At 62.7% G+C, this 13,798-nt stretch carries 10 protein-coding genes; 4 read left to right on the top strand and 6 right to left on the bottom strand.

Annotation, left to right across the window (positions count from 1 at the left end; translation table 11 throughout):
• Window positions 1-32: 32 nt before the first annotated feature.
• From edd to OS035_RS03000, 5 genes are all read right to left on the bottom strand, one after another.
• Window positions 33-1,856 carry a phosphogluconate dehydratase gene (edd, locus tag OS035_RS03020; protein WP_097623903.1) on the bottom strand — a complete coding sequence of 608 codons (1,824 nt, stop codon included), beginning with the start codon at window positions 1,854-1,856 and terminating at the stop codon, window positions 33-35.
• Window positions 1,857-1,923: 67 nt separating this feature from the next.
• A complete protein-coding gene (gene pgl, locus OS035_RS03015; protein ID WP_097623904.1) occupies window positions 1,924-2,622 on the bottom strand; it encodes a 6-phosphogluconolactonase in 699 nt (232 codons plus the stop codon).
• Between the two features lie 10 nt (window positions 2,623-2,632).
• Window positions 2,633-4,108, bottom strand: a complete 1,476-nt coding sequence (gene zwf / locus OS035_RS03010) for a glucose-6-phosphate dehydrogenase (RefSeq protein WP_003570253.1) — start codon at window positions 4,106-4,108, stop codon at window positions 2,633-2,635.
• Window positions 4,109-4,242: 134 nt separating this feature from the next.
• Entirely contained in the window at window positions 4,243-5,538 is a 1,296-nt protein-coding gene (locus tag OS035_RS03005) for an NAD(P)/FAD-dependent oxidoreductase (RefSeq protein WP_331813354.1), read from the bottom strand.
• A 9-nt stretch (window positions 5,539-5,547) separates the two neighbouring features.
• Window positions 5,548-6,984 carry a glutamine synthetase family protein gene (locus tag OS035_RS03000; RefSeq protein ID WP_097623906.1) on the bottom strand — a complete coding sequence of 479 codons (1,437 nt, stop codon included), beginning with the start codon at window positions 6,982-6,984 and terminating at the stop codon, window positions 5,548-5,550.
• Between the two features lie 87 nt (window positions 6,985-7,071).
• Here OS035_RS03000 and OS035_RS02995 point away from each other — a divergent pair, with 87 nt between their 5' ends.
• From OS035_RS02995 to OS035_RS02980, 4 genes are all read left to right on the top strand, one after another.
• Complete coding sequence (locus tag OS035_RS02995; protein WP_131711074.1) at window positions 7,072-8,292, top strand: NAD(P)/FAD-dependent oxidoreductase; 1,221 nt, start codon at window positions 7,072-7,074, stop codon at window positions 8,290-8,292.
• A gap of 246 nt (window positions 8,293-8,538) precedes the next feature.
• Window positions 8,539-8,682 (top strand): hypothetical protein, encoded by a 144-nt coding sequence (locus tag OS035_RS02990; RefSeq protein ID WP_183777218.1) that lies wholly within the window; start codon window positions 8,539-8,541, stop codon window positions 8,680-8,682.
• A 313-nt stretch (window positions 8,683-8,995) separates the two neighbouring features.
• Entirely contained in the window at window positions 8,996-11,527 is a 2,532-nt protein-coding gene (locus OS035_RS02985; protein ID WP_097623908.1) for a methyl-accepting chemotaxis protein, read from the top strand.
• 152 nt (window positions 11,528-11,679) lie between these two features.
• A complete protein-coding gene (locus OS035_RS02980; protein WP_331813353.1) occupies window positions 11,680-13,527 on the top strand; it encodes a methyl-accepting chemotaxis protein in 1,848 nt (615 codons plus the stop codon).
• Here the strand turns inward: OS035_RS02980 and OS035_RS02975 are convergent.
• Window positions 13,500-13,730 carry a hypothetical protein gene (locus tag OS035_RS02975; RefSeq protein WP_331813372.1) on the bottom strand — a complete coding sequence of 77 codons (231 nt, stop codon included), beginning with the start codon at window positions 13,728-13,730 and terminating at the stop codon, window positions 13,500-13,502. The genes OS035_RS02980 and OS035_RS02975 overlap by 28 nt on opposite strands.
• Window positions 13,731-13,798: the final 68 nt, after the last annotated feature.

Here is a 13,798-nt window from a genome sequence, read left to right as displayed (position 1 = left end):
CCGCGGGTTTTGTTTGTCTCCAGCGACCACGCTCAGTGGTGGAAGAGCACGCTTGCACCCTGATCCGAAGCGCCGACGGCGCGGCGGAACGGCGCGAAGAGTTCGCGGCCCATGCCGAATTCATTGTCGGAGAGATCGACGGTCACCGGCTCGCGCTCGGCCAGATCGGCCGCATCAACGAGCAGCTCGAGCGTGCCCTTGATCGCGTCCAGGCGGATGATGTCGCCGTCGCGGATGCGGGCGATCGGGCCGCCGTCAACCGCCTCAGGCGTCACATGGATCGCCGCCGGCACCTTGCCCGAGGCCCCCGACATGCGCCCGTCGGTCAACAGCGCCACGCGGAAACCGCGGTCCTGCAGCACGCCGAGCGGCGGCGTCAGCTTGTGCAACTCCGGCATGCCGTTCGCCTTCGGTCCCTGGAAGCGCACGACGGCGATGAAATCGCGGTTGAGCTTGCCTTCCTTGAAGGCGTCCTGCAGCTCCTGCTGGCTGTGGAAGATGATTGCCGGCGCCTCGATGATGTGGCGCTCCGGCTTGACGGCTGAAATCTTGATGACCGCCTTGCCGAGATTGCCACGCAGCATCTTCAGCCCGCCATTGGCCTGGAACGGCGTTTCGATGCTGGAGAGAACCTTCGGATCATGGCTCTTCTCCGGCGACGGCTCACGCAGGACGGTGCCGTTTTCGCCGAGCCGGGCATCGACCGTATAGGCTTCGAGACCCTGGCCGAAGACGGTGCGCACGTCGTCATGCACCAGGCCGTGCTTCAGCAGTTGCTTGATCAGGAAGCCCATGCCGCCGGCCGCCTGGAAATGGTTCACGTCGGCAAGCCCGTTTGGATAGACGCGGGCAAGCAGCGGCACCACTTCCGAAAGCTCGGCGATGTCCTGCCAGGTGAGCTGAATGCCGGCCGCGCGCGCCATGGCGACGAGGTGCAGCGTATGATTGGTCGAGCCGCCGGTCGCATGCAGGCCGACGACGCCGTTGACGACCGAGCGCTCGTCGATCATCTCGCCGGCCGGGGTGAATTCATTGCCGAGCGCGGTGATAGCCAACGCCCGCTTGGCGGCTTCGCGCGTCAGCGCTTCGCGCAGCGGCGTGCCGGGATTGATGAAGGAGGAGCCCGGCAGGTGGAATCCCATGATCTCCATCAGCATCTGGTTAGAATTGGCGGTGCCGTAGAAGGTGCAAGTGCCGGGGCCGTGGTACGACTTCGATTCAGCCTCCAGCAGCTCGGCGCGACCGACTTTGCCCTCGGCGAAGAGCTGGCGTACGCGCGACTTTTCGTCGTTCGGCAGGCCTGTCGTCATCGGACCGGCCGGAACGAAGATCGACGGCAGGTGCCCGAAGGACAAGGCTGCGATGACGAGGCCCGGCACGATCTTGTCGCAGACGCCGAGGAAGAGGGCGGCATCGAACATGTTGTGCGACAGGCCGACGCCCGCCGACATGGCGATCAGATCGCGCGAGAAGAGCGAAAGCTCCATGCCCGGCTGCCCCTGAGTGACGCCGTCGCACATCGCCGGCACGCCGCCCGCCACCTGCGCCACGCCGCCTGCCTCTGCGGCCGCCTCGCGGATGATCGCCGGATAGGTCTCGAACGGCTGGTGGGCCGAGAGCATGTCGTTATAGGCGGTGATGATGCCGAGATTGGGGATGTGGTCGCCGGCGAGCGCATCCTTATCGGCGGGGGAACAGACCGCAAAGCCGTGAGCCAGGTTGGCGCAGCCGAGCACCGAGCGCTGGACGCCCTTGGAAGCGGCGGCGCGCAGGCGCTCCAGATACCGCTCGCGGGTTGGTTTCGAGCGTTCGACAATGCGATCGGTGATCGCAGAAATGCGTGCGTGAGAGGACATGGAAGATCCCTGCCTTGTTCTGGTTCGTCTCAATGTGTTCGCCGGCTCCGGCGGCTGTGAGGCCGTATCAGGGAGCCCAGTAGATCTCGACCGGGGAAGTGGCCCGGCGCAGAATGGCGCGGATCGGCATGTCTGCCTCCTCACCGCTGCCTTCTGCCTTGGCGAGAACGTCTTTTTTGCCTTCGCCCTCAATATGGAGAACCAGGAGTGCGGCATCCTGAAGACTGGAGAAGGTAAAGGTCAGCCGCGGCTCGCCGGCCCCCTCCGCTTCCATGGTGATGACGCCGCGCGGCGTCGATGCGTCGAGCGCCGTGGCAAGATTGCTGCCGCCGGGAAAGAACGAGGCGGTGTGGCCGTCGCCGCCCATGCCGAGGATGACGACATCGAAGGGAATGCCGATTTCGGCGCTCTTTTCCGTTGCAAGCCGCGCGGCTTCCTCGACGGCGGCGGCCGGCTGGTAAAGTGGCACGAAACGCGCCGACTTCGCCTTGTTCTGCAAGAGATTGGCATCGACCAGCATATGGTTCGAGCGCGCATTGTCGGCCGGCACGAAACGTTCGTCGACAAGCGTGATCGTCACCTTGTCCCAGGCGATGTCGCGCGTCGACAGCACCTGGAAGAAGGCCTTCGGGGTCGAGCCGCCGGAAACGGCGATGGACGCCGTTCCGCGGGCTGAGATCGCCGCCGAAAGCGTATCGGCAACCTTGTCGGCGAGGCTGCCGGCGAGATCTGCGGGGCTGGCGAAGGAATGCAGGGTCGATGCCATCGGTTTCCCCTTAGATATCGTCATGCCAGGTGCGGCCGTCGCGCTCGATCAGCGCAATGGCCTGGCTCGGGCCCCAGGTGCCGGCGGTATAGCCCTGCACCTGCTGGCCGGTGGTTTCCCAACCTTTCAGGATCGGATCCACCCATTTCCATGCGGCTTCGACTTCGTCGCGGCGCATGAACAGGGTCTGGTTAGAGCGGATCACGTCCATCAGCAGGCGCTCGTAGGCGTCGGGGTTGCGGACGTTGAAGGCCTGGGCGAAGCTCATGTCGAGCGAGACGTTGCGCAGGCGCATGCCGCCAGGCCCCGGATCCTTAATCATCAGCGACTGCTTGACGCCCTCATCCGGCTGCAGCCGGATGATCAGCTGGTTGGCGACGATACGCCCGGCTGCCTGGTCGAAGATCGCATGCGGGATCGGCTTGAAGGTGATGACGATCTCGGACATGCGTCCGGTCAGGCGCTTGCCGGTGCGGATATAAAAGGGAACGCCGGCCCAGCGCCAGTTGTTGATCTCCGCCTTGATGGCGACGAAGGTCTCGGTGTTGGAGACGCCGCCTTCGAGCTCCTCGAGATAGCCCTTGACCGGGCCGCTGCCCGAGGCGCCGGCGCGATACTGGCCGCGGACCGTCGCCTGCTCGACATTGGAGGCATTGAGCGGCTTCAGCGCGCGCAGCACCTTCAGCTTCTCGTCGCGGACGGCTTCCGAATCCATCGAAGAGGGCACTTCCATCGCCGTCAGGCAGAGCAGCTGCAGAATGTGGTTCTGCACCATGTCGCGGAGCGCGCCGGCCGTATCGTAATAGCCGGCGCGGCCTTCGAGGCCGACCGCTTCAGCCACGGTGATCTGCACGTGATCGATATAGTTGGCGTTCCACAGCGGCTCATAGAGCGCGTTGGCGAAGCGCAGCGCCATCAGGTTCTGCACCGTCTCCTTGCCGAGATAGTGATCGATGCGGAAGATCTGTTCTTCCTTGAAGGCGCGGCCGATCGTGTCGTTGAGCTGCAGTGCCGAGGCGAGGTCGCGGCCGATCGGCTTCTCGACGACGATGCGGGTCGACTTGGTGATCAGCTTGTGGTCGTGGATCTTCTGTGAAATGTCGCCGAAGATGCCGGGCGCGACCGCGAGGTAGAAGGCGCGCACGCGCTCCTTGCCTTCGTCGAGCAGCTTCTTCAGCTGGTCCCAGCCAGTGTCCGTGCGGGCGTCGACCGAGACGTAGTAGAGGCGGGCGCAGAACTTCTCCACCTCGGCTTCGTCATATTCGCCCTTCTTCAGGTGCTCGTTCAACGCATCCTTGGCGAATTTGCGGTATTCCTCATGGGAAAGCGGGCTGCGCGAAGCGCCGATCACCCGGGTCGGTTCGGAGAACTGGCCCTCGATCTGGCGATGGTAGAGCGCCGGCAGAAGCTTGCGTTCGGCAAGGTCGCCGCTGCCGCCGAAGACGACGTAATCAAAAGGCTCAACGGGAATAATCTGGCTGCTCATGAGCTTGTCTCTCAATCAGGCTGGTTGGCGGCCCTTTTAATCTAATCGATTTAAAAAAGCCAGTGTGCAGTGCAATGAATCTGTTAGGCACCGGTTTTAGTGCGAATTTCCGGAAGAGGAAATCCGCAATCAGACTAAAACTTGTCGCGAAGCGCAAACCACGACAAGGCGAGGAAAAGGAGCGGCGCCCGCATTCTGGGCCCGCCGGGAAAGGCGGGAATATCGAGCGACGCGAAGAGGTCGAGATCGCCGGATTTTCCAAGCACTGTTTCCGCGTAGAGCTTGCCACAGTAGTTTGACAGCATGACGCCATGGCCGGAATAACCGCCGATCGAGGTGACGCCGGGCATCACCTCGCGCACGAACAGCTGGCGCGGCATGGTGATGCCGACACTGCCGCCCCAGGCATGGGTGATCTCGATGTCTTTCAGCTCAGGATAGATCTCGGCGATCTGCCGGCGGATATGCTGCGAAATGTCCCGCGGATTGTCTGCCGTATAGGCCTCGCGCCCGCCAAACAGCAGCCGGCCTTCGAATCGGCGGAAGTAACGCACGACGAAGCGCGAATCGGCCACAGCCTCGCCCCCCGGCAGCACATCGGGATGCCGGTCGAGCGGAGCGGTGGCGCCGATGAAGGAGCGGATCGGCATGACATGGCTTGCCGTCACCGGCTCCAGATTGCCGATATGGCCGTTGCAGGCGATCAGGGCGCGGCTGGCGGTGATCGTTCCCCTGTCCGTTTCGATCGTCACCTTGCCGCCGCCCTGGTGGATCGTCTTTGCTTTTGTCATCTCGAAGATCGCAGCACCGGCGTTGGCTGCGACGCGCGCCAGGCCGATCAATAGCTTCAGCGGATGGATATGGCCGGTGCCGACATCGCGCACGCCGCAATAAAAACGCTTGGAGCCGAGCCGCTCCTGCGTTTCCGTCTCGTCCATGAAGCTGATATGCGGATAGCCGTAGCGCTGCGCGGCGATTTCGGCGTTCTCACGAAAGTCGCGTTCATAGCTCGCCTTGTGCGCGACGTTGAGCTGGCCGGGCACATAATCGATCTCGATCTGGTGCTCCCTGGCGAAATCGAGGAGATGGCGCTTGGCCGCCTCGGCAAGATCGAACAGCGCCTTCGAGCGCTCGTAGCCGATCTTCTCCTCGAGCTCTTCCGGCCACCATCGCTGGCCGGTGCCGAGCTGGCCGCCATTGCGCCCGGACGCCCCGTCGCCGAAGCGGCAGGCCTCGATCAGCACCACGGAGACGCCCGATTTGGCCAGATTGTAGGCGGCCTGCAGGCCGGTATAGCCGCCGCCGATGATGGCGACATCACATGTTCTCGAGCCGTCGAGAGCGGCATAGCTCGGCCGCTCCCCGACGGTTGCCTGATACCAGGATAGGCCCGGCGAGATCGGGCTCTGCCACGTCTCCTGCGATGCCATGGCGCTGCCTCACACGTTGAGCAGAAGGAATTCCCGCTCCCAGGGGCTGATCACCTGCATGAAGGTCTCGAACTCGCCGCGCTTGACGCCGGCGTAGAGACCGATGAACTGTTTGCCGAAAATCTCCTCGAAAGCCGGCTCGTCCTCGAGCAGCGCCACGGCTTCCAACAGGCCCCGCGGCAGGTCGATCGAGCCTTCATTGGCCGAATCCTCGGTCGGCGCCGTCGGCTCGATCTGCTTCATGATGCCGAGCAGGCCGGCGGCAAGCGAGGCTGCAAGCGCCAGATAAGGATTGGCGTCCGAGCTCGGCAGCCGGTTTTCGACGCGCCTGGCCTGCGGATCGGATACCGGAACGCGGAAGGCCGTCGTCCGGTTGTCGTAACCCCAGGCATTGTTGACCGGGCAGGACATATCAGGCTGCAGGCGCCGGTAGGAATTCACATAGGGCGCCAGCATCGCCATCGCGCTCGGCACGAATTTCTGCATGCCGCCGATGAAATGGAAGAATTCCTTCGAGGCCGATCCGTCCGCATTAGAGAAGACGTTCTTGCCCGTCTCGATATTGACCACCGACTGATGGATATGCATCGCCGAACCCGGCTGGGCCTGCATCGGCTTGGCCATGAAGGTCGCATAGATGTCGTGCTTCAGCGCCGCCTCGCGGATCGTGCGTTTGAACAGGAACACCTGGTCGGCAAGTTCGATCGGATTGCCGTGGCGCAGGTTGATCTCGAGCTGCGCCGGTCCCTCTTCGTGGATCAGCGTATCTATCTCGAGGCCCTGTTTCTCCGAGAAATGGTAGATGTCGTCGATCAGTTCGTCGAATTCGTTGATCCCGGCAATCGAATAGCCTTGGCCGCCGAGGATCGAGCGGCCGGACCGGCCCTTGGGCGGGTGCAGCGGATAGTCGGGGTCGTCATTCTTGGCGACCAGGTAGAATTCGATCTCCGGCGCCACGATCGGCTTCCAGCCGCGGTCGTGATAGAGGCTCAGGATGCGTTTCAGCACGTTGCGCGGCGTATAGGGCACTTCGCCGCCGTCGGAATCGACGATGTCGCAGATCACCTGTGCCGTCGGGTCGGTCTCCCAGGGCACGACCGAAAGCGTGGAAAGATCGGGCATCAGCTTCAGATCGCTGTCGCGCGGCTCGTAGCGGAAGCTTTCGGTCTCCTCCGGATACTCGCCCGAAATCGTGTGCCGGTAGATCGCCGACGGCAACGCCAGCGAGGTGTTCGAGGTGAATTTCGAGCTCGGCATCATCTTGCCGCGCGGAACGCCGGCAAGGTCCGGCGTGATGCATTCGATGTCTTCGATGCCCCTGTCCCTCAGCCACCGCGCTGCTTCCTTCCAGTTCGCAACGCCGCGCAGAGACCCGGGGTCCGGGGGAGTTTTCTTCGAGGCGGGCACGTTTCTGGCAGGCTTCAGCGTCGTCTTTTTTGGGGACATGACACACCGGTTTGGTTGATCGTGGCGCCATCATAACCGGACTTTGCCAATTGGCGAGAGGTTGAGAACGTTGACTTTCGCCCTTTGATGGAAAAAGAAGGCGCTGTCTTGATCGGGGAAACGGGTTTGCAGCGCAAAAGCGACGTCATCGTCATCGGCGCCGGGGCGGCGGGCATGATGGCGGCCATCCGGGCGGGGAATCGCGGCCGCTCCGTCGTGGTCCTCGACCATGCAAGGGCGCCCGGCGAGAAGATCCGCATCTCGGGCGGCGGCCGCTGCAATTTTACCAATATCCATGCCGGGCCGAAGAACTTCCTTTCCGCCAATCCGCATTTCTGCAAGTCGGCGCTTGCCCGTTTCACGCCGGCCGATTTCATCGCCATGGTCGACCGGCACGGCATCGCCTGGCATGAAAAGACGCTCGGCCAGCTTTTCTGCGACGATAGCGCCAAAGACGTCATCCGCATGCTGCTGACGGAGATGCGCAGCGCCGGCGCGCAACTGCATCTCGGCACCGAGATAACAGGTGTCGAAAAGGTGGAGGCGGGTTTTCGCGTCTCGACCGGTGAAGATGCTTTTGAAGCCTCTGCGCTGATCGTCGCCACCGGCGGCAAGTCGATCCCGAAGATGGGCGCCACCGGCTTTGCCTATCGCCTGGCCGAGCAGTTCGGTCTTCCCGTGCTCGAAACCCGCCCCGGCCTCGTGCCGCTGACGCTCGATCCCGGCCTGCTCGAGGCCATCGCGCCGCTTGCCGGCATTTCCGCCCCGGCCGAAATCCGTCATGGCAAGACCGCCTTTCGCGAAGCGCTGCTGTTCACCCATCGCGGCGTCAGCGGCCCCGCCATCCTGCAGATCTCCTCCTATTGGCGCGAAGGCGACGAGATCGTCGTTTCGATCGAACCGGATATCGACATCGGAGCACATCTGAAGACGGCAAAGCAGCTGAATGGCCGCCAGTCGCCGCAGACGGCACTCGGCGACATCCTGCCGAAGCGGCTGGCCCAATTTCTCGTCGAGCGCGAAAAGATCGCCGGCAACATGGCCGACCTGCCCGACAAGGCCCTGCTGCGCCTTGCCGCGGCGGCGCAGAACTTTACGGTCAAGCCGTCCGGCTCGGAAGGCTACCGCACCGCTGAAGTGACGCTCGGCGGTATCGATACGGCAGCGCTCGATTCCCGCAGCATGGAGGCCAAGGCCGTGCCCGGGCTTTATTTCATCGGCGAATGCGTCGACGTCACCGGCTGGCTCGGCGGCTATAATTTCCAATGGGCCTGGGCCTCCGGATTTGCCGCCGGCGAATATGCGTAAATCCAATGCATGTCGCCCGGAAGTGTGCAGCGGTTCCGGGACAACGACATGCATAAAACAAGGTCTGTAGCGCATCGCTTGAATCAAATTCGATGCGAGGCTCTTTAGGTAATACCGATTCAAGACTTCTTAAGAGAGGTGCGCCATCCTGTCTCAATTGGCGATCTGCAAAGCTCTTCCTAAATAAGCTTTACCAGCAAGCCGTTTTGTTGGATTGTTGTGTCAGACAGAAGTGAGGTTTCGAGCATGACCGGAAACACACGACGCGCCCGCGCCATCGCAATTGCCGAGGCGAAGCCGAACGCCCGCATGGTCGCCCTGCGTTATCTGATGCTCGCAGCCGGCGCTACCGCCGCCAGCCTCGCGCTGCTTCTTTCGCACGTCCTCTGATCCTGTCTTCAGGCCCGCAACGAAGGTCGCGGTGCAATTGCGCCGCCCCGCTGCACCACGGCCTACAAAATTGCAACTATTTCACTGCCTTGGCTTCATTCGCCGCAACCGCTTATCCGAAAATTAATATCTAATCTGACACAATTGCCCGCGATTATTTGGGCATCTCCAAAGTTGTTTGGACATGAACTGGCAATGACTGCCGCCTGGCTTCCGGGTTCCCCAATGTAAATTACGAACAGCTCGATGTGTACCCGGCTGGCGCCAGATGGCCGCCTGCGGGAGGAGTGGTGTATGAAAGGCCCGGAACGCCATGTTGATTGACAAGATTCTTTCCCGCTTCAGGATCAAGACGAAGGTCCTGATCTTCGTTCTGCCTTTCGTCGTCACCATTTCGGCGGTCGGCCTGACGGGCCTTTACGCTTCGGGACTGCTGCAGGGGCGTATGGAAATATCCAACAGCGTCTTGCAGTCGTTGAGCGGGTTCAAGGATCTCTACGGTTCGATGGACGATTTCCTGCGCATCACCAGCCAGCAGGCGCGCGACAAGCTGCTTGCGGATCTGAAGACCCAGCAGGGCGTACTCGATGCGACGTTGAACCAGGTCGGTGAAGAGGCTGCCGGCCGCGATAGCCTGGCGGAAGCATCGCGCCGCACCAAGGATATATCCGGCGTCGTCGACAAGCTCTGGGGCCTGCATGAGCAGGAGCAGGCACTGCATGAGCAGATCGACGCAGCGCAAAAGAGCCTGATCAGCACTCGCTTCACGGTCTCCTATCAGGCCGAGGAATTGCAGACCGCGCTTCAGCAGGACGAGGGCGCCGCCACCATCACGCTTCGCACGGCCGACCGCCTGTTGAAGGGCGGCGACTTCCTCGGCACCGTTGCCAGCGGCTACAGCAAGCCGCAGACGCCGCAGGAAAAGATCGCCTACATCAACGAACAGATGCCTGCGATCATCAAATCCCAGCGCCTGATCGCCATTTCGGTTCCGACCAACCAGAAGAACGTCATCGACGCACTGGCCGCGACCATCGACAGCATCAAGGCGATCGCGGCGATGCCCGCTCCGACCGATGAGAACATTGCCGAACTCGGCCGGCTCGTGTCGCGCTTCCGCCAGACCTCGACCTATACGCAGCTGACCGCAACCCAGAAGATGCGCGAGGCGACACAGCGTTTCGCCGACCTCGAGGGCCGCATCGGCCAGACCAACTCCGTCCTTCAGGATACCAGGCGTCTGGAAAATTCCGTCTATGCACTGCAGATCGTGCTTTCCGATTTCCTCGCCAATTCCAGCAAGGACAACCTCGTGCGCCTGCAGCAGCAGGCCGGCACGCTTGGCAAGGACATGCAGGTGCTGATCACCAGCGCCAAGGGCATGGGCTTTGCCGAAGGCATATCGGGCGCGATCCAGCCCGCGCTCGACGCCATCTCCGGCGGCGGCTCGAAGATCGTCGACACGATCGCCGAGCGCGTCACGGCCTATGCCGCAGCCCGCCAGGAGCTTGACCAGATCTGGACGAAGCTGACCGATTTCGCCGAGCTGCAGAAGCAGACGGCTGGCACCGAGCGCACCCAGGCAAACAGCATCTCCGTCATGACCACCGGTCTCGGCATTCTCCTGTCGATCCTCGGCGGCATTGCCCTGGTGCTGACGCTGCAGCGCCCGATCAGCCAGATCACCGCGGCTATGCGCCGTATCGCCGAAGGCGCGCTGGAGACCAATATCTCCGGCGAGCAGCGCCACGATGAAATCGGCGACATGGCCCGCGCGCTCGGCATCTTCAAGGAAAATGCCATCTCGAAGATCCGCATCGAGGAGCAGAGCGACGAGGAGCGCGCCGCCGCCGAACACGAGCGCCAGCGCAACGACGCCGAAAAGCGCGAGATGGATCGCCAGATCGAATTCGCCGTCAATGCGCTCGCCGCCGGCCTCGAACGCATGTCGCAGGGCGATATCTCGACAACTATCGAAACGCCCTTCATTGGCCGCCTCGAACAGCTGCGCCAGGATTTCAACGGGTCGATGGTGCGCCTGCAGGCGACGATGAGCCAGATCCGCGACAATGTCGAACTGATTCAGGGCAACGGCAACCAGATGGCCCAGTCGGCAGAGGATCTGTCCAAGCGCACCGAACAGCAGGCTGCCTCGCTCGAAGAGACCGCGGCCGCCGTCGATGAGATCACCGTCACCGTCCGCTCTTCGGCAGAACGCGCCAAGGATGCCGACCAGATCGTCCGCCAGGCCAAGCGCAGCGCCGACGATTCTGCCGTCGTCGTCAGCAATGCGATCGATGCGATGGGTCGCATCGAGGATGCCTCGCGCCAGATTGAGCAGATCATCGGCGTCATCGACGAGATCGCCTTCCAGACCAACCTGCTGGCGCTGAACGCCGGCATCGAGGCGGCGCGCGCCGGTGAAGCCGGCAAGGGCTTTGCGGTGGTGGCGATGGAAGTCCGCGAACTCGCTCAGCGCTCCGCAGCCGCGGCGCAGGAAATCAAGGGCCTGATCAACAAGTCGACCCACGAGGTCAGCTCCGGCTCGCAATTTGTGCAGGAGACCGGCACGGTGCTTGCCAAGATCAGCGCCCAGATCGTCACGATCAGCCAGCATGTCGAGATGATCGCCCGCGCCAGCCACGACCAGTCCAACGCGCTGCAGAGCGTCAACGCGACGGTCAATCAGATGGACCAGATGACGCAGCAGAACGCCGCCATGGTCGAGGAAACGACTGCCGCCAGCCGCGAACTGGCCGACGAGGCCGATTCCCTGCGCAGACTGATCCAGCAGTTCAAGATCGACGGCGAGGCGGCAGCCAGCCCGGTCTACCGCGCCGCCTGATCGCCGCCCGATTTGCCCTCAATCGAACGGCCCCGGTTTTATTCCGGGGCCGTTTTGCGTTCAAATCGCGCTGCCTGCGGCCCTGATATACGGAAAATTTTCCTTAACGCTTTTCGTCTAATTTAACCCTTGTTTTCTGCCGGGGGTTTTTGATGCTGCGCCTTTTTTCTACGTCAATCGTCCGCCAGATCGTTGCGATCACACTTTGTCTGCTGGCCGTCAGCACGGCCGCCATCGTCGGCGCGACCTACTACAATCTGAGCCGCTATGTCATGGACGGGGCAGTCTCCGATGCCAGGGATGCCACCCGCGCCATGGCTGTCCTTTACGGTGCAGCCGATCAAGGCGCCAGGGTCGAGCTTAAGGGCAACCAACTCGCGACCGTAACGGAAGACGCCATCCCCGCCCTTGCCGATCATTCGCTGGTCGACCGCACGGCGCAGTCGATCGCCGGTGTCGCGACCATCTTCCAGAAGCAGGGCGGCGACTACGTCCGCATCTCCACCAACGTGAAGAAGGAAAACGGCGACCGCGCCGTCGGCACCAAGCTGGTCGCCGAGCACCCCGCCCAGCCGGTTCTCGCCAGGGGCGAAGCCTATTATGGCCAGGCCGAGCTTTTCGGCCGCAAGTTCATGACCGGTTATTTTCCGGTCAAGAATGCATCGAATGCCAATGTCGGCATTCTCTTCATAGGCATTCCGATGGAGGTCTATTACCAGCGCATGTATGAGCTGCAGATGCTGGTCCTCGGCGTCGGCGCCATCGTCATGCTCATCGTCGGCGTTCTCGCCTTCTATGCAATCCGCCTGTCGGTGAAGCCGTTGCAGGCGCTGACCGCGAGCGTTCACGCGATTTCCTCGGGCGATCTCGACGGCGCGATCCCCTGCGTCGCGAAGAAGAATGAGTTCGGCGATATCGGCCGGGCCTTGGCGCTGTTCCGCGACAGCGCCCGTGCCAGGCGCGATCTGGAAACCCAGGCCGCCGAACAGCGCGCCTTGAGCGATGCCGAACGCGCCAGGAACGATGCCGACAAGCGCTCGCTCGACAGCCAGATCGACTTTGCCGTCAACCAGCTTGCCGCCGGCCTCGGACGCCTGTCGCGGGGCGATGTCTCGGAAACGATCGGCACGCCCTTCGTCGGCCGGCTGGAGCAGCTGCGCGTCGATTTCAACGCTTCGCTGCTGCGGCTCCAGGATACGCTCTCCGGTATCCGTGACAGCGCCTCGACCATCCAGCGCAACAGCGGCGCCGTCTCGGTTTCAGCAAGTGAGCTTTCGAAACGCACGGAGGCGCAGGCGGCAAGCCTCGAAGAGACCGCCGCGGCGGTGGAGGAGATCACCGTCACGGTTCGCTCTTCCGCCGAGCGCGCCCGCGAAGCCAACAGCGTCGTCGCCGCGACCAAGAAGACCGCCGACAATTCCGGCGCCGTCGTCGGCGATGCCATCGCCGCGATGGAGCGCATCGAAGAGGCCTCGCAGCGCATCGAGCAGATCATCGAGGTGATCGACGACATCGCCTTCCAGACCAATCTGCTGGCACTCAACGCCGGCATCGAGGCGGCGCGCGCCGGCGAGGCGGGCAAGGGTTTTGCCGTCGTCGCCCAGGAAGTCCGCGAACTCGCCCAGCGTTCGGCCGATGCAGCGCGCGAGATCAAATCGCTGATCGAGACATCCAGCCGCGAGGTGACGGTGGGCTCCGAATTGGTTCAGAAGACCGGCAGCGTCCTCGCAGCGATCAGCCATGAGATCATCGCGATCAGCGGCCATGTCGAGACCATCGCCACCGCAAGCCGCGATCAGTCGGCAGCACTTCAGGAGGTCAACGGTTCGGTAAACGCCATGGACCAGATGACCCAGAAAAACGCCTCGATGGTGGCCGAGACCACGCAGGCAAGCCGCCTGCTTGCCGGCGAGGCCGATACGCTGATGGCGCTGATCGAGCGGTTCCGGATCATTGCCGAGCCCGCCGCCGCTCATCTTGGGGCCAGGAAGGTCGCTTGAGGCGCGCAGCCGCCGCTGGATTGCGCTGCAGCTTTGCGGCGTCGTCTGAGACTGAGATCGAGCGAGGTCAGCCAGGCGGCGAAATTGACGAGACCGCTGTCGCCGAACTCGGCATAGAACCGATCCTCGTCGGTCTTGCCTCTGCCCAGCCTGCAAGTGTGTCGATATCCCTGGGTCGCTGCGATGGTGATCAGATCGATCATGGCGATGTCCTTTCTGTAGAAGACATCTCCTGATTTAGGCATCGAATATCTCTTCATAAACAGGGAAA

Source organism: Rhizobium sp. 268, from assembly GCF_036571585.1.
Lineage (GTDB): Bacteria > Pseudomonadota > Alphaproteobacteria > Rhizobiales > Rhizobiaceae > Rhizobium > Rhizobium redzepovicii.
Note: the sequence above shows the minus strand (reverse complement) of the source record. Positions and strands in the feature narration are given on the sequence as shown.

What these genes read in the sequence shown, in the direction of transcription:
- edd (WP_097623903.1), bottom strand. Translation starts at nt 1,856, where the DNA reads ATGTCCTCTCACGCACGCATTTCTGCGATCACCGATCGCATTGTCGAA.
- pgl (WP_097623904.1), bottom strand. Translation starts at nt 2,622, where the DNA reads ATGGCATCGACCCTGCATTCCTTCGCCAGCCCCGCAGATCTCGCCGGC.
- zwf (WP_003570253.1), bottom strand. Translation starts at nt 4,108, where the DNA reads ATGAGCAGCCAGATTATTCCCGTTGAGCCTTTTGATTACGTCGTCTTC.
- OS035_RS03005 (WP_331813354.1), bottom strand. Translation starts at nt 5,538, where the DNA reads ATGGCATCGCAGGAGACGTGGCAGAGCCCGATCTCGCCGGGCCTATCC.
- OS035_RS03000 (WP_097623906.1), bottom strand. Translation starts at nt 6,984, where the DNA reads ATGTCCCCAAAAAAGACGACGCTGAAGCCTGCCAGAAACGTGCCCGCC.
- OS035_RS02995 (WP_131711074.1), top strand. Translation starts at nt 7,072, where the DNA reads ATGGAAAAAGAAGGCGCTGTCTTGATCGGGGAAACGGGTTTGCAGCGC.
- OS035_RS02990 (WP_183777218.1), top strand. Translation starts at nt 8,539, where the DNA reads ATGACCGGAAACACACGACGCGCCCGCGCCATCGCAATTGCCGAGGCG.
- OS035_RS02985 (WP_097623908.1), top strand. Translation starts at nt 8,996, where the DNA reads ATGTTGATTGACAAGATTCTTTCCCGCTTCAGGATCAAGACGAAGGTC.
- OS035_RS02980 (WP_331813353.1), top strand. Translation starts at nt 11,680, where the DNA reads ATGCTGCGCCTTTTTTCTACGTCAATCGTCCGCCAGATCGTTGCGATC.
- OS035_RS02975 (WP_331813372.1), bottom strand. Translation starts at nt 13,730, where the DNA reads ATGATCGATCTGATCACCATCGCAGCGACCCAGGGATATCGACACACT.